Source organism: Pauljensenia sp. C0170B4 (assembly GCF_056590235.1).
On the sequence record NZ_JBWPVS010000003.1, the window covers coordinates 188,658 to 208,010 of the forward strand.

At 60.2% G+C, this 19,353-nt stretch carries 16 protein-coding genes and 1 tRNA gene; 14 read left to right on the forward strand and 3 right to left on the reverse strand.

What is annotated here, in order from left to right; translation table 11 throughout:
* Positions 1 to 119: 119 nt before the first annotated feature.
* Complete coding sequence (locus tag AC1EJ1_RS05105; protein ID WP_058237661.1) at positions 120 to 470, reverse strand: hypothetical protein; 351 nt, start codon at positions 468 to 470, stop codon at positions 120 to 122.
* 6 nt (positions 471 to 476) lie between these two features.
* Here AC1EJ1_RS05105 and AC1EJ1_RS05110 point away from each other — a divergent pair, with 6 nt between their 5' ends.
* The 6 genes from AC1EJ1_RS05110 (at position 477) to AC1EJ1_RS05135 (ending at position 5,700) form a co-directional block, all read left to right on the forward strand.
* Positions 477 to 755: a hypothetical protein gene (locus AC1EJ1_RS05110; protein WP_157843528.1), complete on the forward strand. Its 279-nt coding sequence runs from the start codon at positions 477 to 479 to the stop codon at positions 753 to 755.
* A 168-nt stretch (positions 756 to 923) separates the two neighbouring features.
* A complete protein-coding gene (gene nrdF / locus AC1EJ1_RS05115) occupies positions 924 to 1,892 on the forward strand; it encodes a class 1b ribonucleoside-diphosphate reductase subunit beta (RefSeq protein ID WP_058237952.1) in 969 nt (322 codons plus the stop codon).
* A 194-nt stretch (positions 1,893 to 2,086) separates the two neighbouring features.
* On the forward strand, positions 2,087 to 2,380 hold the full coding sequence (locus AC1EJ1_RS05120) for a heavy metal-binding domain-containing protein (protein ID WP_070728262.1): 294 nt from the start codon (positions 2,087 to 2,089) through the stop codon (positions 2,378 to 2,380).
* 49 nt (positions 2,381 to 2,429) lie between these two features.
* The gene (locus AC1EJ1_RS05125; RefSeq protein ID WP_058237659.1) at positions 2,430 to 4,706 is read left to right on the forward strand and encodes an ABC transporter ATP-binding protein; all 2,277 of its coding nucleotides are present in this window, start codon (positions 2,430 to 2,432) and stop codon (positions 4,704 to 4,706) included.
* A complete protein-coding gene (locus tag AC1EJ1_RS05130; RefSeq protein WP_083314562.1) occupies positions 4,703 to 5,533 on the forward strand; it encodes an energy-coupling factor transporter transmembrane component T family protein in 831 nt (276 codons plus the stop codon). Before AC1EJ1_RS05125 ends, AC1EJ1_RS05130 begins: the two co-directional genes overlap by 4 nt.
* A 79-nt stretch (positions 5,534 to 5,612) precedes the next feature.
* Positions 5,613 to 5,700: transfer RNA gene (locus AC1EJ1_RS05135), tRNA-Leu, on the forward strand.
* A 608-nt stretch (positions 5,701 to 6,308) separates the two neighbouring features.
* On the opposite strand, the gene AC1EJ1_RS05140 is transcribed toward AC1EJ1_RS05135, so the two are convergent.
* Positions 6,309 to 6,461, reverse strand: a complete 153-nt coding sequence (locus tag AC1EJ1_RS05140; RefSeq protein ID WP_193599984.1) for a hypothetical protein — start codon at positions 6,459 to 6,461, stop codon at positions 6,309 to 6,311.
* A 319-nt stretch (positions 6,462 to 6,780) separates the two neighbouring features.
* On the opposite strand from AC1EJ1_RS05140, the gene AC1EJ1_RS05145 reads away from it, so the two are divergent.
* Positions 6,781 to 8,268 carry a DUF4352 domain-containing protein gene (locus AC1EJ1_RS05145; RefSeq protein WP_480295474.1) on the forward strand — a complete coding sequence of 496 codons (1,488 nt, stop codon included), beginning with the start codon at positions 6,781 to 6,783 and terminating at the stop codon, positions 8,266 to 8,268.
* 118 nt (positions 8,269 to 8,386) lie between these two features.
* On the opposite strand, the gene AC1EJ1_RS05150 is transcribed toward AC1EJ1_RS05145, so the two are convergent.
* Positions 8,387 to 9,928, reverse strand: a complete 1,542-nt coding sequence (locus tag AC1EJ1_RS05150; protein WP_070725993.1) for a polysaccharide deacetylase family protein — start codon at positions 9,926 to 9,928, stop codon at positions 8,387 to 8,389.
* 250 nt (positions 9,929 to 10,178) lie between these two features.
* Between AC1EJ1_RS05150 and AC1EJ1_RS05155 the strand changes: the two genes are divergently transcribed.
* Genes AC1EJ1_RS05155 through pknB form a run of 7 tightly spaced genes read left to right on the forward strand, consistent with a single transcriptional unit; the run spans position 10,179 to position 19,343 of the window.
* On the forward strand, positions 10,179 to 10,886 hold the full coding sequence (locus AC1EJ1_RS05155; protein ID WP_058237655.1) for an FhaA domain-containing protein: 708 nt from the start codon (positions 10,179 to 10,181) through the stop codon (positions 10,884 to 10,886).
* Positions 10,886 to 11,377 carry an FHA domain-containing protein FhaB/FipA gene (locus tag AC1EJ1_RS05160; RefSeq protein WP_058237654.1) on the forward strand — a complete coding sequence of 164 codons (492 nt, stop codon included), beginning with the start codon at positions 10,886 to 10,888 and terminating at the stop codon, positions 11,375 to 11,377. The genes AC1EJ1_RS05155 and AC1EJ1_RS05160 overlap by 1 nt, the downstream gene beginning before the upstream one ends.
* Positions 11,378 to 11,382: 5 nt before the next feature.
* Positions 11,383 to 12,726: a PP2C family protein-serine/threonine phosphatase gene (locus AC1EJ1_RS05165; protein WP_070726143.1), complete on the forward strand. Its 1,344-nt coding sequence runs from the start codon at positions 11,383 to 11,385 to the stop codon at positions 12,724 to 12,726.
* The gene (locus AC1EJ1_RS05170) at positions 12,726 to 14,213 is read left to right on the forward strand and encodes an FtsW/RodA/SpoVE family cell cycle protein (RefSeq protein ID WP_083314396.1); all 1,488 of its coding nucleotides are present in this window, start codon (positions 12,726 to 12,728) and stop codon (positions 14,211 to 14,213) included. Before AC1EJ1_RS05165 ends, AC1EJ1_RS05170 begins: the two co-directional genes overlap by 1 nt.
* Positions 14,210 to 15,664 carry a peptidoglycan D,D-transpeptidase FtsI family protein gene (locus tag AC1EJ1_RS05175; protein WP_070725996.1) on the forward strand — a complete coding sequence of 485 codons (1,455 nt, stop codon included), beginning with the start codon at positions 14,210 to 14,212 and terminating at the stop codon, positions 15,662 to 15,664. The genes AC1EJ1_RS05170 and AC1EJ1_RS05175 overlap by 4 nt, the downstream gene beginning before the upstream one ends.
* Positions 15,661 to 17,376, forward strand: coding sequence for a serine/threonine-protein kinase (locus AC1EJ1_RS05180; RefSeq protein WP_227469218.1), 1,716 nt, complete (start codon positions 15,661 to 15,663; stop codon positions 17,374 to 17,376). Before AC1EJ1_RS05175 ends, AC1EJ1_RS05180 begins: the two co-directional genes overlap by 4 nt.
* Positions 17,349 to 19,343, forward strand: coding sequence for a Stk1 family PASTA domain-containing Ser/Thr kinase (pknB, locus tag AC1EJ1_RS05185; RefSeq protein ID WP_070725997.1), 1,995 nt, complete (start codon positions 17,349 to 17,351; stop codon positions 19,341 to 19,343). The genes AC1EJ1_RS05180 and pknB overlap by 28 nt, the downstream gene beginning before the upstream one ends.
* Positions 19,344 to 19,353: the final 10 nt, after the last annotated feature.

Consider the following 19,353-nt stretch of genomic DNA (forward strand, 5'->3'; position numbering starts at 1 on the left):
CCGGGCTCCTGGGCGGAATTACAGCCGCATTGGCGTCAATGTTCAGCTGTGAGGATCACCGCGCGTTCGTCGGCAATTGTGACGAGGGGGGCGCGTGCGCCTGCTGCAACGGAGATGCTTCATGCGAGGGCAAGAGCTGCAATTGCGGTGAAAACGATGGATGTGGCTGCGGTAAAGGTCAGGACGGCTGCGCGTGTGGCAAAGGAAAGGGCAAATGTGGCTGCGGATCGGATGAAGGTGCCGCAGCCGCTGGTGAGCGTACCGTTCCGCTGATCGACAAGGATCAGGCTGGCCCACTCGACCCGAATCGGACGTTGGAGCCTGAACCACACAAGGAGTGCGACTGCCAGAGCGACGGATCGTGCGGCTGTACGGGCAATCGACACCACGACGGACAGCATTGCGATCACGACCAGTGCGGCTGCAGCACAGAACATCATCGCCACGGCGATCACCGCAGTGGCCACCACCAAGCATTGGACACCCTTCAAGAAACTCTGCAGGAAAATCCTGCACTTATTGGAGCCGCGGTCGGCATTACTGCTGTGACGACGGCTGCAACAGTGTGGATCGAGAAAACTATCTTTCGGCGCGGCGAGAATCGCAGAGCTGCGGGCAAGAGATGTGCGCACACGGATCTGGCCGCGCTGATGGCAGCCCTCGTTGCTGGAATGGAAACGGCGCACGTGTCCGGTTTGCTGAGCTCAAGACAGGACGCCCACTGCCCACATGATTGCGAGGACTGCGGGCGCTGACCACGACGACGACAGTGACAGGCAATGCGAATGCGGGTGCGAGGTGCACTAGGACACGGCCACATCACATCTGGCGGGCGTGTCTTTTCGACGCTCAGACCAGTAGGCTGGGCTAGTGGCGTGCATGTGCGACACCACCAGGATTGAGGAGGAACAACTGTGGATCCCATTCATGCATCAGAGAATGAGACGATCGAAGCCATTAACTGGAACAAGATCATCGATGAAAAAGACGAAGAGGTATGGGATCGTCTGACTCGTAACTTCTGGCTGCCTGAGAAAATCCCGTTGTCCAACGACATTCAGTCGTGGAAGACGCTCAACGAGGATGAACAGACCATGACGAACCGCGTGTTCACAGGCCTGACCCTGCTGGACACGCTGCAGGGCACCGTCGGTGCCGTCTCCCTGATCCCCGATGCGCGCACCCCCCACGAAGAAGCGGTCTACACAAACATCGCGTTCATGGAGTCAGTTCACGCCAAGTCATACTCGTCGATTTTCTCCACACTGCTGTCCACGCAGGAGATCAATGAATCGTTCCGCTGGTCGCGTGAGAACGAACCACTGCAGCGCAAGGCACACATCGTGAAGTCGTACTACGACGGTGACGACCCAGAAAAACGCAAAGTGGCGTCCACGATGCTGGAATCCTTCCTGTTCTACTCCGGCTTTTACGCCCCGATGTACTGGTCGGCGCACGCCAAGCTCACCAACACCGCCGACCTGATTCGCCTGATCATTCGTGACGAAGCCGTGCACGGCTACTACATCGGCTACAAGTATCAGCTGGCTGTCAACGAGGCCGATGAGAAGCGCCGTCAGGAACTGAAGGATTACACGTTCTCACTGTTGTTCGAGTTGTATGAAAACGAAGAGCTGTACACCGAGTCGCTGTATGACCCGTTGGGGTTGACCGAGGACGTCAAGAAGTTCCTGCGTTACAACGCGAACAAGGCTCTGATGAACCTGGGGTATGAGGCACTGTTCCCGCATGATGAAACCGATGTGAACCCGGCGATCCTGGCAGCACTGTCACCGAATGCCGACGAAAACCACGACTTCTTCTCCGGTTCCGGCTCTTCCTACGTCATCGGTGAGATCGTCGACACCGAGGACGAAGACTGGGATTTCTGACAACCCCTGACAGACCCAGACGCTGCCTGCCGGTAAACAAGACGGCGCACGCACTGTAAGTGCGCGCGCGGCGCGCACGTGGAATGATACAAGTGGATTCAGGCCGCCCGACTGGTCGGCTCGGGCGCAGCGGGCGCCCATGGCAGTCGCATTGCCAGCCTGCCGAATCGTTGCGTCAATAGATGGGAGACAACATGCTCGCAGTGACGACACCGTCCATCGAAGGTCAGCCGATCACGCGTTACATCGGCCTTGTATCAGGTGAAACTGTTTCATCTTTCCCCGCGAGCGGAATGCTGAAAGCGCTCAACGGCGGACGCAAAAGAGGCGAGGAAAACCTGCAGACCGCTTTTGAAAATGCTGTCAACCAAATGTGCGAGCGTGCCGAACTCCTCGGAGCTGACGCCGTGATCAGTGTTGAGATGCACTACACCTGCATGCAAGGCACTCTGATCTGCACAGCAACCGGCACAGCCGTCACCCTCTGATTTCAGACTGCCTCCTGTCATCCTGCCGTTCCTGTCAGTGGATACACAATTGTCATCACACCGTTCTCACACGCGATCCACGGCAGGCACCGCACGCCCGACCGGCGCGCTCACACCGGTTGAACTTGCTTCATGCGGAGTGCTTGCCGGACTGGCAATCGTGGCATGTGTCGGCGCTACCATCCTGCCGTTCTTCAACAACTTCCTGCAGCTCATCGCTACAATCCCGATCGCCATGATTGCGGTCAGGCTCCGCCCTCGTGCATCACTGACCACCGTGCTGACCACCTGCCTGATCGGAGCCATCCTCGGCGGAGTCAACACCGCACTGACCGCAATCCAGGCGACACTGGCAGGGTGGATCGTCGGAGCACTCCACCGCAAACACATCCGCACCCGATTCGCATTCCTGATCGGCATTATTGTCGGAGTCATCCTCGGAGCACTCACTGACCTGACGCTATGGCTGCTCACCGACCTGCGGGAACTCACGCTTGAATCTGTGCGAGTCTCGGTCAAAGGCTACGCGCGGCTGTTATCCGGATGGAGCCTCACCCGCCCGATGTCCGACCTGTTCCTGACCTTCACCGACTGGATGGTGGCCTACTGGTGGGCATGGCTGCCGGTATCCGTACTTTTCGCATTCGCACTCACATTGACCGTTGCGCACTGGCTGATGGGTCACGTCCTCGCCCGTATTCCGCAGGGCAATGCATTAGATCCACTGCGCGTCGACGAGGATGCCGCCCCGATCCAGCCGTTGCCCACCACGCTCACCGACGTCCACATGCACTATCCGGGCGCCACGCGCGACGCGCTTGACGGCGTGAGCCTCACCATCGACCGCGGCCAGTTCGTCGTCATCGCCGGGCCGAACGGATCTGGAAAGTCGACCCTAGCATCCATTCTTGCCGGTGCGCGCCACAGCGCCGGTTCCGTGAAGCGGCCCGGCCGGATCGGACTGGGTCGACATAGCGGGGTCGCACTGCTGGCTCAACGCACCGAATTGTCATCGCTGGGCGAAACGGTCGAAGAAGACATCCTGTGGGGTATGAGTTCCGACGAGCGCGCCGCGCTCCCCCTCGACATTCTTCTGAATCAGGTCGGTCTGCCTGGCCTGTCCGCGATGCCGGTACGTCACCTGTCGGGCGGCCAACTGCAACGACTCGCACTGGCCGGAGCCTTGGCACGCCAGCCTGCCCTGCTGATCTCGGACGAGTCAACCGCCATGATCGACCAGCAGGGGCGCACCGAACTGATCGCCATCCTCGCTGACCTGCCCCGCACCGGCACAACCGTCGTTCACATCACCCACGACCTCACTGAAGCGGCACGGGCCGACCGGCTGATCACACTCGACAACGGTCACGTCACTTTCGATGGTGCTCCCACCGACCCGACCAGTCCGCTCACCGACAGCACGACCACCGGCGCATCTGGCTCCCTGACCTGCCACCTCACCAGCGGCGCTGCCGATGTCGTGGCCGTCCCCACCGACGATGCTACTGATTCCACAGCCTCTCCCACCCGCCCGCCAGCCAGCAGCGTGCACGACTCCCCCATTGACGAGGGTGACCCATCCGCGGTTCGCACCGCACCAGTCACGCCTCTGATCTCCACCGACGATGAGGCTGACGACATCGTGTCCCACCTCAAACGGTGGGGGGATCACTTCGCCCCGGCGCTGACACTGCACGACGTGTCGCACGCCTACGACGTGAGGACCCCGTGGCACAAGCAGGTCCTCTTTGACATTAATCTGGACGTTGCGCCAGGTGAGAGTGTCCTGATCGCAGGTGAGAACGGGTCGGGCAAATCGACACTGGCACGCATCATGACAGGACTGATGCCTCCCACCTGGGGAGATTGCCTCCTGGGCGACAAGCCCTCCAGCCAGCAAGTCGGATCCATCGGCATGTCGATGCAATTCGCCCGACTTCAGCTCCAACGCCCGTCCGTGCGTCTGGACATTGCCGCGGCCGCCAACATCGACCCTGACGACACAGAGCGGGTCGACGACGTGGTCAGCCGCGCGATGGCGGAAGTGGGACTGGACTGTGAGTTGCAAAGGCGCGGTATTGATGAACTCTCCGGCGGGCAGATGCGACGCGTCGCGTTGGCTGGATTATTCGCAGCGGACCTGAATTTCATTGTGCTTGACGAGCCTCTGGCGGGCCTGGATGCAACATCGCGTGAACTGGTCATCAGCGCGCTGAAACGCCGGCAGGATCGCGGCATGGGAATTATTGTGATTTCGCACGATTTTGAAGGTTTGGATCAGGTGTGCTCCCGGCACCTTTCCCTCGTCGAAGGGAAACTGTCATGAGTACATTCGCACGCAATACGCCATCCAACACAGGTGTTCGCGGATCTGCCGCTACGCACAGGCGCCCTCGCCCATCACCTACGTTGGCACTGCCCCGCCCGCTGCCGTGGGAATCTCCCCTGACGCGCATGTGGGTCGGCACGAAGATCATCTGCCTGGCAATTCTGACGACACTGCTGGTCCTGCTTCCCAAGTGGCCAACTGTCGCGGCGGTCGGCGTGTGTCTCCTGGTTGCGGCTGTTGTCGGACGCGTGCCCATTTCGGCACGGCCGCGCCTGCCGTCCTGGATCTGGGCCGGCTTCATTGGCGGCATGATCGGGGCCGCGATCGGCGGCGGTGCATTGATTTTCGTCCGCGCCTTCCTCGTCATGGTCGAAGTGATCCTCGGATCACTGCTGCTCGTGTGGACCACACCCATTGAACGAATCGCCCCGGCACTTCGAACACTGCTCCACCCCCTCACGTGGTTTCGAGCTCCCGTCGACGAGTGGGTAATGGCGGCAAGTTTTGCGCTTCGAGGTCTGTCGACCGTGCGCGACCAGATGCAGGCAGTGTTCGACGCCGTGCGCCTGCGCTGGACAGATGATGGGCCGATGATGACATTTCGCGGTCAGCTCAAATTGATCGTGGATATGACAACCGCAACGTTATCCGCGTCCTCGAGACGTGCCGATGACACCGGCAGGGCAATGACAATGCGCGGTGGAATCCCGCCAGTTGAGCGCGATCGAGTTCGTTTTCGCTGGCCAGACATCATCGGGCTGGTCCTGGTTCTTGCCGCAACCGTCATCTCCGTCATCTTCCGCTCCGGTGTCCCGTGGCAGTGAATGTGACTGGTCTCAACACCTCTTGTGGTGGATTCGGTTTGACGAAGACACCCTCGGCCTCGTAATCTTCTATAGCAACGCGCGAGTGGCGGAATAGGCAGACGCGCACGGTTCAGGTCCGTGTTCCAGTTGATGGAGTGGGGGTTCAACTCCCCCCTCGCGCACCATGTGATGTGTCGGGACATCGTTGACATTGTGTTGGCGGTGTCCCGATCTTTCTGTATATCGCCGCGTTTCAGTACACTGCCGGCGTTTCCACATCTTGCTGGCCTTTCTGCATTTCACCGCCTTTTTGGGTGTGTCCTGACCGCAGATCCTTCGGGCGGGGATGCCACTGCTGTCCTGCCGCGCGCACCAACACGTGCACATACCCCTAGATTTAAACCCTCCGCGTGCACATACCCCTAGTTCTAACCCCGCCTCGTGCACATACCCCTAGATTTAAACCCTCCGCGTGCACATACCCCTAGATTTAAGCCTTCCACGTGCACATACCCCTAAAAAGTCATGTAAAAATGCACAATCCCCTAGATTTAACGCGTGAGGCTCGAGGCCGCCGGAAGCTACTGACGGCTGACCTGCGGAAATAGGTTTTGTCCTTTTGGGGTGCCGACTTTAGCTAGGGGTATGTGCAATTTTCGCGTTAAATCTAGGGGAATGTGCACCAAAACAGGGAAGATCTAGGGGCATATGCAAAGCAGGCACGAAGATTTAGGTGTATGTGCACCAGACGGTGCATATACAGGGCCCACGCTCGCAGGGGACGTATCGTGGCTCACCGCCGCGCATACTCACGTATCGCGGCAGAGCCATGCTCGCGGGGAGATATCGATTCAGAGATCAGCGTTGACAGTGCGACGAGGTTCGAGGGACGTTCGTGTTGGACGCCGATGCGTCGGCATATGCGAGCAACGTTTTTCTGTGTCATGTCACCAAAAGGGATAGGTTCATAAAGAGGGCGCCGAAGCTTAATGGGCGCCCATTTCGTTATTGAACCGCACCTAGAGTCTCACCCACTTGATCGAGGACAGTCCATGACGAATCCACCCACCACCCCAGGTTCGAACGGTAACGACAGGTACTCGACGGGCACACATCGGGAACTTTCACCTTCGCCCGTCATAATGCCTCTGTTGGCGATACGCTTAAAGTGAATTGAGACCTCAATCAAAGAGCCACTTTGGGTTCCACGCCCACGCATCTGATCTACCGCACTTGCACGAATGTCGTAGAACGAAGGATGAATCATGACGAATTCACGCCCACCGACAGGTAACGACGCCAACTCGCACCAGCGATACGGCAGTAGTCCCTACGGTTTCGACAACGCACGCCAATTCGAGTCCAAGCCAGATCAGACGGCACAGTGGAATGGACAAGGCGCGAATAGCTTGAGCCAGGACGGCGATGGCCGGTTCAGCCCCGAAGGTCCCACGTCACAAGGCTCGAACTCCGACGGAGATTACGGCCGTTGGAGCCGCGACCAGCAAACAGCGCAGATGCCACCTGCACATGAGCAATGGGCAGGCAACTCGGCAAGACAGCCGGGCCAACCGGGACAGCCGGGACAGCCGGGCCAACCGGGACAGCCGGGACAACCGGGGCAAAACGGGCCAGGCTACAACGACCAGTGGTCACACAATCAGCAGTGGCCATCGTCCAATTCTCAATGGTCATCCACCCCGTCATGGCAAAACGGCCCACAGGGGCCCTATACCCCACAGGGAGCATACGGTTCGCAAGGCCCCACGAATCCGCAAGGATCGTACGGACCACAGGGACCATATGGCTCGCAGGGTCCCAACAGTCCACAAGGGCCCTACGGGCCGCAGGGGCCTCAAGGCCCTGGTGGCTCATGGTCACAGCTACCGAACCAATCCGGTGGAACAAAGAAGATCAACATCGTCGCGTTTGTTGCGCTTGGCCTTGCAGTCCTCGGCCTGATCCTCTCTGTCATTCCAGTGACGCAGATCGTAGGGTGGGTCATCCTCGGCGTCGCGTTTATTTGCTCCCTCGTCGCGCTCTTCTTGAAGAACCAGCCGCGCGTCAGCGCACTGATCGCGCTGGCAGTGACGGTTCTTTCGGCACTCATTGCTCTGGTCGTCGCCTTTATCATGGCCAATCTGTCTGACGTTGATGAGACTGTCGACGAACAGGAACAACCCTCGGCGACAGAAACTCAGGATCAAGATCCGCAAAGTAGCCCCATTGCCCCAGCACCTACCGTGCCTCTTCCGACCACGCCCCAGCAATCAGGAGACCCAGGTCAGGCAGGACAGCAGCCTGGACAGATGCCCACCCCCGGAACGGCAAGTTCGCCCCAAACCTCGAGAGACAATCCCGCAGCACTGGGAGAAACCATTACCGTTGGCCAGTGGGACGTGGCGATCAATTCATTCAATCCCGACGCCACCGACCAAATTGTGAACGGCAATATGTTCAACACTCCTCCGGATGACGGCACGGTTTACTCCCTGCTCAATGTCACTTTCACCAACAAGGGCACTGAAAAGACCCTGCCCTTCCTGGCATTCGCCTTCATCGACGAGGCAGGCCAGACGTACTACGACTATGACAACCTCGTGGGTCTGGAGGACTCGTACTACCTTCTGGACCTTGAACCGGGACAGCAAGGCACTGGTAGCGTCGCTATCCAGATCCCAGCGGGTGCGAGCGGTGTTCTTCAGGTGACAGATGTCCTGGGAACGAGCATCGCGTACGTCTCAACGCACTAGGCAATGCCTGCAGCGCCAGCGGGATGCTGCGAGGCTGGCCAATTGCCGCCTGCTGAGTAAGCATGACCGCCGGCCACCTACTCGCCAGTAACGCTGCCTCCGCGGCAGCGCCAGCCCCCTAATAATACGACTGCCCAGCCTCCACGCCACCGAGCAGCGTTGGCACTGTGACCAGCGTGAAGCCCTGGCGCTGCAACTGATCAATGATGCCCGGGACAGCTTCAATGGTCGAAGGGTGAACGTCGTGCATCAGGACGATCGACCCGGCGCGCACAGTCGCCATAATCCGATCGGTCGTGCTCTTGACGTCGCGGTTCTTCCAGTCCTCAGAATCCACATCCCAGAAGATCGCTGCCTGACCCGCCTCACTGAGCACGCCGGTTACCTTGTCATTGGTCGCTCCATACGGAGGACGCATCAGCGCCGGCAACAGCCCACTGGCCTGCTGAATCGCATCCCGCGAGCGCGCTACCTCATCACGGATCCCCTCGACCGGCAACGTGTCGAGCTGTGGGTGCGACCAGGAATGCGACCCCACCACATGCCCTTCGTTCACAGCGCGAGCGGTGATATCCGGGCGCGCCGCCACACTGGGTCCCAACTGGAAGAACGTGGCGTGCACGCCTTTCGATGCAAGCACATCGAGCAGTTTTGGCGTCAGGTTCGCATCGGGACCATCGTCGAACGTCAACGCCACACACTGCGCCGCACTGCAATCCACATTCTCGGTCGGAACCATACCCATCACACCTGATCCATCTGCGGGCAGCGGCTCGAGGGGAACGAATGGCGGTTCGGGCTGGGGAAGCCCAGCAAATTCCGCGCCTCCTGTCACCGCCGCAGTTACAGCGCGACCCAGGTCGCTCGACACCTCGGCAGCCTGATCGGGGGACACTTCCAGCACCGCGCGATCAGCGTTCACTCCACTATCAGCGTTCAGGATCAGCGCAAATGAGCCGTCCTGGCCGATTCGCACATCATCTGGCCCATGCCACGCCTCGTTCGTACGCAAGCCGAGCCTGGCCAACGCGTCCTGATAGGTTCCCGGGTCTCGATCTGCCTCACGCAACGCACGCTTGGCGGCAGGGAACAGCTGCACCCGCTCATCCTCATTGACGAGGGTGGCCGCAGGCGCCACCGTTTGGTCCTGGGTATCAACGATCCATGATGACGAGCGCGTGACCTCGCCGTCGTCGGTGCAGGTGATGGCTTCGAGGACGAACCCGATCCACTGCCCCGCAGCGAAGGACACGTCGTAGCGCACTTCCTGAGAATCCGGCCAGGATGCCATCTCAAGGGCCCGCTGCTCCATGAACGCGTTGACGTCGTCGAATCCCTGGATACCCGGCCAGGTCACAGGGATGTCTGCCGTGGACGAACGGTCAATGACATGACCGATCTGCGGGTCATCAGCGGGAAGCGCCTCAGGCATGTCAGCGACGTGGGACCGTATCCCGGCAGGTGAGGTGGGCGGGCCAGGCTGGGGTGCGCTTGACGCAGCAGACTGGCCTGATTCCTGTGTGCCCGACGGCGCAGTGTCCCCAGAACCAGGATTGCACGCCGTGAGCCCCGTGAGCACAGCGACGCACGCCAGGGCGGTGCACCACCGGTGCCGGCCGAGGCGGTTGGAACTGCCGTTGTATTCACGTAGTGCCATCATGGCGCCGATGATAGCGAGCCAATCGGCCAGAATCCACCCTTTTATGTTCCACTAGACTCAACCATGCCGGTATTGTCGTTACTATGAGTACCGACTCTGTGCCGCAGACAGCTGAAGTCCTGTCGGTCCTGTCCTCGTCGGAATGTTCGCTTAGGAGTGTTCCGCCGACACGGTTACACTGGCCTTTGCACTGCATCAGTAGTGCATGCGTGATCGGAGTGTTACGCGTGACGCAAGGGAAGGGGACGCCATGAGCATCTTTGATCGTTTCGAAAACGCGGTCGAAAAAGGTGTGAACTCGGTTTTTTCTCGTGTCTTTCGTTCCGGCCTCAAGCCAGTTGACGTGAATTCTGCAATCCGACGTGCCATGGAGGATAACCTCCAGGAAGTCTCCTCCGACCGCACCATCGCGCCCAATAAGTTCGTCGTGCGTACCTCCGTGACGGATCTGGAATCCATCGGTGACGACATGCCCGTCCTCGTCGATGAATTTGAACGCGACGCGACAGAGTACGCCACTCAGCACGGCTATGCATTGCTTGGCCCCATCGCAGTCAGTTTCGAGGAAGACGAATCTGAACTGACCGGGCAACTCATCGTTGAAGCTGCCAATGAGCGCGGCGCAGTCGCTCCAGCGACAGTGCTCGAGGCTTCCCCTGAACATCCGATCATCGATGTGGATGGAGACCGCTGGCTGCTGACCGAACCAGTCACCGTGATCGGGCGCGGCTCAGACTGCGACATTGTCATCACCGATTCAGGCGTGTCACGCCATCACCTCGAACTGCGCATCACTCCCACCGGGGTCATCGCAACAGACCTGGGTTCCACGAACGGGACTTTTGTGGAGGGACACCGCATCGATGCCGCTACGCTGGTGGATGGCAACCAACTGACGGTGGGCAGAACCCGGATTCTGTTTTGGACCCATCCTGAACCAGCTGACGAGGAACGGTGATGACAAGCGATCTGGCATTTACTGTTTTTCGCGTCGGATACCTGGCTCTGCTGTGGCTGATGGTGCTCGCCGCAGTGTCCACGCTGCGTCGAGACATTTTCGGAACCGTTGTCACCCCTCGTGGCAAGGGCCGGCGTACCGCTGACAAGAGACGCAAGAAGTCGCAGAAAGCTCGCAAGGATCGCGCATCAGATGAACTGATTCCCAGATCACTGCTCATTACAGGCGGCCCGCTGGTCGGAATGACTCTGACACTTGGCTCCGCCCAGATCACCATCGGACGCTCCCCGAACTGCATCATGGTGCTGGAGGACGAGTACGTCTCGGGGCAGCACGCCATGCTCTCCCCACAAGACGGCGAATGGGTCATCGAGGACCTCGGCTCCCGCAACGGCACGTTCGTGGACGACGAGCGCATCACACAGCCGACCGTCGTCCATCCCGGCACGACGATTCGCATCGGACAAACCACGCTTGAATTGGTCAGGTGAGCGTCGTGAGTCCTGAAGCAATCGAATTTCACTATGCAGCCCGGTCTGATATCGGACTGGTCCGCAAGAACAATCAGGACTCTGCCTACGCGGGCCCCAATTTGCTTGTACTCGCTGACGGTATGGGCGGCCCGGCCGGCGGTGATATCGCCTCATCCGTCGCGATCGCCCACCTGGCGCACCTGGATTCGGAATCATATCCAGCTGATTCGATCGCCAAGCTCCTGCATGACAGCCTGGTGGATGCACACGATGAGCTCTGTGAACGCTCGGAAACTGACCCGGAGCTGAAGGGTCTGGGAACCACCTGCATTGCGATCATGCGTGCCGGCTCAAAACTGGCGATGGTCCATATTGGTGATTCTCGTGCCTACGTGATGCGTGGCCACACCCTCACGCAGGTCACCACTGACCATTCTTTTGTCCAGTACCTTGTTGACAGTGGCCAGATCACGCCTGACGAGGCTGAACAGCATCCTCAGCGCAACGTGGTGCTGAAGATTCTAGGGGATTCGCAGGCCAGCGTGGTTCCTGACGAAACCATGCGTCAGGCTGTTGTGGGAGATCGCTGGCTGCTGTGTTCAGACGGTCTGTCCGGAGTGGTATCGGGAGACACGATCGGTTCGGTGCTGACCGAGTATGAAGATCCGGGCGAGTGCGCCGAAAAGCTCATTGACCTGGCGTTGCGTGCCGGTGGGCCTGACAATGTGACGTGCGTGATCGCGGATATTGTTCCGGCAGGCACAACGAACCAGACTGCTCCTGAAATTGTGGGTGCTGCCGCGACCGACCGTCAGGCACCCACCCGCGGAGGTGACGGTGCTGCTGCGCGCGCAGCGGCCCTGGCCCGATCAACCTCGACTCATTCACTTTCAGATCCTGACGAGGATGCCGCTGAACCTGAGCGGCCTCGCATGCGGTGGTGGACCATTGCCGTGGGTGTGCTGGCCGTAGCAGCTGTGGTCCTGGCAGGCTTTTTGGGATACCGCTGGTCACAGCAGCAGTACTATGCGATTGGCGAGGACGGGGCGGTCGCCATCTACCAGGGAATTCCTCAGACGCTGGGGCCGTGGGCCTTTTCGCACCGCGTGGAGGTCACCTCTATTTCGCTGGCTTCCCTCGATAACGTGGATCGTGAACGACTGCAGGAACCTGTCACCCGTTCCTCACGCGAGGAAATCGACGCATATATTGCGCAGCTGGCACCCGTGAGTGCCCAGGGACCAGACAGTACGGATGCCCAATCGGGTGGTGACCGGCCACAGTCATCACGTTCCTCACAGTCGGGCACCCAGCCGCAGCCACAGTCGCTCCGCCACAGTGATTCCTCCGACGTGGAGGCACTGTAATGGCAACAGTGATGGTGGCGCCGACACGTCCTCGACGCCTGGTGGAAATTGCGCTCATGGTGGTGGCACTGGCCATCGGAATCGGCGGCTACGTGCTGACGACGATCAACCGCACCGGCGTTATCCCCCCGAACCTGGGGATGCATATCGTGATCCTGCTGGTGGTTGCCATAGCCGCTGAAATCGGGATGCACGTGCTGGCACCCTACGCCGATCCTGTCATCTTGCCGATCTCGGTGGCATTGACCGGGCTGGGACTGGCGATGATTTACCGCCTGGATCTGACCTATGACATGCTCGGGCGTTACGACACTGAATCTGGTGGCCACCTCATGCCAACCAGCACGAAGCAGCTCATCATGGTGGGTGTCGCACTGGTTGCCGCAGCACTCACCTTGATCGTGGTGCGGAATCACCGCCTCCTGCGCCGCTTTACGTACACGTTCGGAGTGATCTCCCTGGTCTTGTTGCTCCTGCCCATGCTCCCTGTCATCGGCAGTGAACAAATGGGCGCGCGCGTGTGGATCCGCATGGGGCCGCTCAGCTTGCAGCCAGGCGAACTCGTCAAAGTCACCCTAGCCATCTTCTTTGCCGGCTACCTGGTCAACAAGCGGGACTCACTGGCCATCGGCGGTCCGAAGATCCTGGGAATGCGCCTGCCGCGCGCACGTGACCTAGGTCCGATCCTGGTGGTGTGGCTCATCGGCATCGCGATTCTGGTACTCCAGCGTGACTTGGGCACATCCCTCATGTTCTTCGGCATGTTCGTGGCGATCCTGTACGTGGCGACCAACCGTCCCTCGTGGCTGGTGATCGGCGTTGTCATGTTCACTCCCGCCGTTATTTTGGCAGTACGCGCGTTCCCACACGTTCAGAACCGTTTCAACGTATGGCTCAATGCCCTGGACAATGACGTGTACAACGCGCAAGTGGGGTCCTATCAGGTCGTCCAGGGCCTCTTCGGTCAGGCTTCCGGCGGACTGATGGGCACCGGCTGGGGGCGTGGCTACCCGCACCTCGTGGTCCACGCCGAGTCCGACTTCATCTTGTCGTCACTGGCTGAAGAGCTCGGACTGACCGGGCTGCTGGCCATTTTGCTGCTGTACCTGATTTTGATCGAGCGCGGTTTGCGCGCAGCCATCGGTGTGCGCGACGGATTCGGCAAGCTACTGGCTGCTGGTTTGAGCTTCTCACTGGGACTTCAGGTGTTCGTCGTCCTGGGGGGTATTACGCGAGTCATTCCGTTGACCGGCCTGACTGCCCCTTTCCTTGCTGCCGGCGGATCATCGATGGTGGCGTCGTGGGTGATGATCGCGTTGCTGGTGCGTATTTCCGATGCTGCGAGGCGCCCCACCCGCCCGATCCCCTCCTCAGCAATCAGTGGACACGCTTCCCACGCCGGTGACAATGCGCTGGCTCAGTCACGCTCCGCAAGTGCCGATCACCGCACAACCGCCACTGCATCTGAGGGTGGTGAGGCACAGTGAACACGCAGATCCGCAGATTGTTCCTGTTGATGCTTGTCATGTTTGCCGCCCTGGCATGCGCGGCAACGTCTATCCAGTTCTTCCAGGCTCCATCCCTGAACGCAGATGGACGTAATACTCGCACCATCTTGCACGCCGCAGAAATCGATCGTGGCCCCATTATCGTCGGTGGTGACGCCGTTGCTTCTTCCTCAAAGGAGGAGGGCTCTGCACGCTTCCAACGCTACTACTCGCAAGGCCCGCTCTACGCACATGTCACTGGCTACTTTTCTTCTGTGTTTTCTCAGGCCAGCGGCATTGAGCGCGCATCCGAAGACGTTCTGGATGGCCGGTCGGACGCCCTCCTGATGCATCGGATCCGCACCCTGTTCACAGGGTCGGAGCGTCAGGGCGGTGGCGTGGTTCTGACACTGAATGAACAGATGCAGCAGGTGGCAGCTGAAGAACTCGGTGCCAGGAAAGGCGCGGTGGTCGCCCTCGACCCAAAAACTGGAGCGGTACTGGCCTTGTATTCATCACCCAGCTACGATCCCAATCCACTGGCCTCTTTCGATGCTCAGACTGTTCAAAATGCCTATGACGCCCTGGTTGCCGACCCTGCGCAGCCGCTGACGAACCGTGCGATCGCGGGAAATCGGTACGCACCAGGGTCAGCGTTCAAGATCCTGACGGCAGCAGCCCTGCTCGAAAACGGCATGACACCCGATACGCCCGTCGATTCGCCGGTGGAGACACCACTGCCCGAGTCCACTACGACGGTGTCGAATATCGAATCCACAACCTGCGGCAACGGAAAACCTGCCTTGCGTGAAGCATTCGCCCGCTCCTGCAACACCTCCTTTGTCATTGCCTCTCAGCAGCTGCCTGACACGGCACTGGCCAACATGGCCGAGCGTTTTCAATTCGGAACGGAACTGTCCATTCCGCTGACGGTGACACCCTCGCGTTACCCGGAAGATGCCAATGCGCCTGAACGGGCGCTCACATCGATCGGACAGTTTGACGTCCAGGTGACCCCGATGCAGATGGCGATGGTGGCCGCGGCGGTGGGTAACCACGGCGTCATGATGAAGCCGCAGCTCATACGTGAGATCGTGGACGCCGATCTGCAGTCCACTCAGCAGATGACACCGACCAGGCTTGCTGAACCGATCAGCGCTGGTGTGGCCTCCCAGCTGACCTCGATGATGGTGTCAACGGTGAATGAGCCGTACGGCACGGGCGGCCTGATGGCGCTGAGCAACTGGCAAGTGGCGGCAAAGACCGGCACGGCGGAAACGGGTGACGGGTCCGGCAAGGCCAATGCGTGGACCGTTGCGTTCGCCCCGGCCGACGACCCGCAGATCGCGATAGCCGTTTTGGTGGAAGGTGATGATGAACAGCCCGTACCTCATGGTGGTGACACGGCCGGTCCGATCGCACGTGCCGTTTTGGAGGCTGGCCTGCAATGAGTGAAGCAACGCATAACCATTACATGCCCGGACACTTGCTGGGCGGGCGCTACATGCTGCTCACGCGGATCGCACAGGGCGGCATGGGTGAAGTGTGGAAGGCACGTGATAAGCAGACCGGGCACATCGTGGCGGCCAAAGTGTTGCGGCCGGAACTGTCCGGCCATCAGCTTCCGCTGTCCCGTCTGCGCATCGAGGCACGTAACGCGATGCGTATCGAGCATCCCAACATTGCGTCTGTTCTGGATTCGGGCGAGGCCGGCGGGTATGGCTGGATCATGATGGAGTTGGTCGAGGGCCGCCCCCTGACGGACTACCTGCGCGGTGGGCGCACCCTGGAGGTGCGGGACATCATTCCGATGATGATTCAGGTGGCGATGGCTCTGCACGCAGCGGCAGCGGCAGGAGTGGTGCATCGCGATATCAAACCGGCCAATATCCTGATCAGGCCTGACGGAGTCGTCAAACTCACCGACTTTGGGATCTCCCGCACTGCCGATCAGGCCGCTATGACAGCGGCAGGCATGGTGATGGGAACCGCTCAGTACCTGCCTCCCGAGCAGGCAATGGGTGAAGTGGCGACAACCCTTGGGGATCTGTACGCCCTTGGTGTCATTGCCTACGAAGCTGCATCGGGTAAGCGCCCGTTCACGGGAAAGACCCAGGTCGATATTGCGTTTGCGCACGTCAATGACCCTGTGCCGCCGCTGCCATTCAGCGTGCCTGAACCGTTTGCTCGGATCGTGATGAAGCTGCTGGAGAAGAACCCGAAGTCTCGTCCCCAATCCGGTGCGGCTCTGGCTCGTGAACTGGTTCAGGCTGCTCACACGCTGCACCTGTCGACAGCTCCCCGCCCGCTTCCTGCCCTTGAGATTACCGACGACACCACCGCTCAGCCGCCCGTCATCGCGCCGTCCCACCAGGACACGTCAGCCACGCCTGCCATGCCAGCGACTCCTGCCGGGGGTGGCCCTGCTCTCGCTGATGCAACAACGTCTGTCGCTCCCGTTCTGGATCTGACAATCGATACCACCATTGACGAGGATGCCCTCGACAAACCACTGGATCCCCGCGAGCGGCGTCGACGAGAACTGGTGGCTCGCCTCAAACAGCGCGCCGAGGAACGCCAGCGTCAGGAGCAGCGTCAACGCGAAGAAGTGGAAGCTCAGGCGACAGCGGAGCGCGAACGTGAGGCACATGAACGCCGCCTGCAGGCCGGTAGGCAACGTCAGGAGCGTCAGGAAGCGCTAAGGCGACAAAGCGCGCGTGCCACTGCGCAGGCACGCGACACCAAGCATGAGGCGTCCCGCAGTCACTCCGGGTCGACAGGGCACTCCCCTGCCGCCTCGACTAAGAATCGCGCATCCGGTGCGTCGACAGCTGCGCACACATCTGGCTCGTCGAGCGATGGTCGCCCACGCGTCCGGTGGCACGCAGTGGACCGTGCGAATGCGCGCAACGGGTTCAACAAGCACGATGAGGCGAGCTCGCCGACACCCACGCGCTTCAACCGTTCGCAGGTGTCACCGCCACTGACACGGCGCGATGTCCTGGGACGGGCGTTGATCATCGCACTGATCTTTGTCACGATCGTCCTGATCGTCATTGCCACCCTTTACAATAGATTTGGATCATTGTCTCTACCCCTAGGGATGAGTCAATTCATCATCGAGGAGGCTCACACATGGCCGATTCCATGGCCCACCGTCTAGGCGGACGCTACGAAATCCGCTCGCTCATCGGGCGAGGCGGCATGGCGGAAGTCCGCCTGGGATTCGACACGCGCCTGAGTCGCATCGTCGCGATCAAGATGCTGCGAACAGACCTGGCGCGCGATTCGATCTTCCAGACCCGTTTCCGCCGTGAAGCGCAGGCGGCAGCCTCTTTGAACCACCCCAATATCGTCGCCGTGTATGACACTGGCGAAGAGGTCGTCACCACGCCCGATGGTTCGGGAGTATCCGTCCCCTACATCGTGATGGAGTACGTCGAAGGACACACCGTTAAGGATCTGCTGGCTGACGGCACTCCGGTTCCGATCGACGAGGCGGTCGAGATCGTATCCGGCGTCTTGTCGGCACTGGAATATTCCCACTCGCAGTCGCTCGTCCACCGCGACATCAAGCCGGGCAACATCATGCTCACCACTGACGGCAAGGTCAAGGTGATGGATTTTGGTATCGCCCGCGCTCTGACAGATTCTCAGGCGACCATGACGCAGACCAATGCGGTAGTCGGCACGGCGCAGTACCTGTCCCCTGAGCAGGCCCGCGGTGAACAGGTCGACGCGCGTTCCGACTTGTACTCCACCGGCATCGTCCTCTTTGAACTGCTCACAGGCCGGCCGCCGTTCAAGGGAGATTCCGCCGTTGCCGTGGCCTATCAGCATGTCTCCTCGACGCCACCGCTGCCCTCGTCCATTACACCGGATATTCCGGAGTCGCTTGACCGAGTGGTGATGAAGTGCCTGGCGAAGGATCGTGAGGATCGGTACTCCTCAGCAGCATCGATGCGTTCTGACCTGATCCGGGCCGTACACGGTGCTGACGTGGATGCACCTGCCACCCAGGTGTGGGAGACGGCCGCACTGGCCAATGCGGGCAGCTCATCTGGTGCGACCGCCACGATGCCGTTGTCGCAGATGTCATCGCCTCCCCCGCCACCGCCGAGCTATACGAACAGGAACCGTGCCCAGTACGCTGACACGTCTGTGGCGACCGAGGAGGAAGCAGAACCGCGCAAGAAGCGCACAGGTCTGATCGTCGCACTGGTGATTCTTCTGATTGGCGCGCTGGGAATCGGTGCGGTCGCCCTCATGCAGTCGAACAAGGATCCTGAAAAGGTCACCGTTCCTGATGCTCTGATCGGCATGACGCAGGAGGAAGCCAAACAGGCTGTCGAAGGTGCGGGGCTGGTCTTCGCCATTGGTGATCCCGTCGAATCGGAAGATGTGGAAGAAGGCCGCGTCGCTCAGTCTGATCCGCCGCCCTCCACCCAGGTCGAAGAAGGCTCGTCAGTTACTGTGTTCCTCTCCTCGGGACCAGCTTCCCAGCCCGTTCCTGATGTCACCGGCAATCCGGTGGATCAGGCGCGCACAATCCTGGAAAACGCCGGTTTCGAAGTAAAGGTCTCCGACCAGAAGAAGCCATCCGATGATATTGCTGAAGGCAGCGTCGTCGAAACCTCACCGAAGGCTAAGGAAATGGCCAAGAAGGGATCGACGGTTACGCTCATCGTGTCCTCGGGCAGCAACCAGGTTGCCGTTCCTGATGTCAACGGAATGAGCCAGGAGCAGGCGCGTTCCACGATCGAAGCAGCCGGACTGCGGGTCGGATCGGTCACGAGCGTCGATTCCGCCGAGCAGGCGAAGGATCGTGTCGTCTCCTCCGCACCCGCTGCCGGTGAAAAAGTCGCCAAGGATTCAGAAATCACGCTGCAGCTTGCGTCCGGAAATGTGGCTATCCCTGCCGGCCTTCCCGGCCAGTCCCAGGAAGCTGTGGTCAACGCTCTCAAGGAACTCAAACTGGTTCCGGATGTGTACGAGATGGACAGCAACGATGTCGCCAAGGGAATGGTCGTCAACGTTGAGCCCGGCGAAGGCCAGCTCGTCTCCCAGGGTGGCACGGTGAAGGTGTACGTCTCGAGGGGATCGTCCTCAGGCTCTCAAAGTGGCAACTAAGTAATCGACG

Bases quoted from the DNA above. Each gene is read 5' to 3' on its own strand.
- AC1EJ1_RS05180 (WP_227469218.1), top strand. From the start codon at position 15,661: ATGAGTGAAGCAACGCATAACCATTACATGCCCGGACACTTGCTGGGC.
- AC1EJ1_RS05170 (WP_083314396.1), top strand. From the start codon at position 12,726: ATGGCAACAGTGATGGTGGCGCCGACACGTCCTCGACGCCTGGTGGAA.
- AC1EJ1_RS05155 (WP_058237655.1), top strand. From the start codon at position 10,179: ATGAGCATCTTTGATCGTTTCGAAAACGCGGTCGAAAAAGGTGTGAAC.
- AC1EJ1_RS05160 (WP_058237654.1), top strand. From the start codon at position 10,886: ATGACAAGCGATCTGGCATTTACTGTTTTTCGCGTCGGATACCTGGCT.
- AC1EJ1_RS05120 (WP_070728262.1), top strand. From the start codon at position 2,087: ATGCTCGCAGTGACGACACCGTCCATCGAAGGTCAGCCGATCACGCGT.
- AC1EJ1_RS05140 (WP_193599984.1), bottom strand. From the start codon at position 6,461: ATGACACAGAAAAACGTTGCTCGCATATGCCGACGCATCGGCGTCCAA.
- AC1EJ1_RS05130 (WP_083314562.1), top strand. From the start codon at position 4,703: ATGAGTACATTCGCACGCAATACGCCATCCAACACAGGTGTTCGCGGA.
- pknB (WP_070725997.1), top strand. From the start codon at position 17,349: ATGGCCGATTCCATGGCCCACCGTCTAGGCGGACGCTACGAAATCCGC.
- AC1EJ1_RS05150 (WP_070725993.1), bottom strand. From the start codon at position 9,928: ATGATGGCACTACGTGAATACAACGGCAGTTCCAACCGCCTCGGCCGG.
- AC1EJ1_RS05145 (WP_480295474.1), top strand. From the start codon at position 6,781: ATGACGAATTCACGCCCACCGACAGGTAACGACGCCAACTCGCACCAG.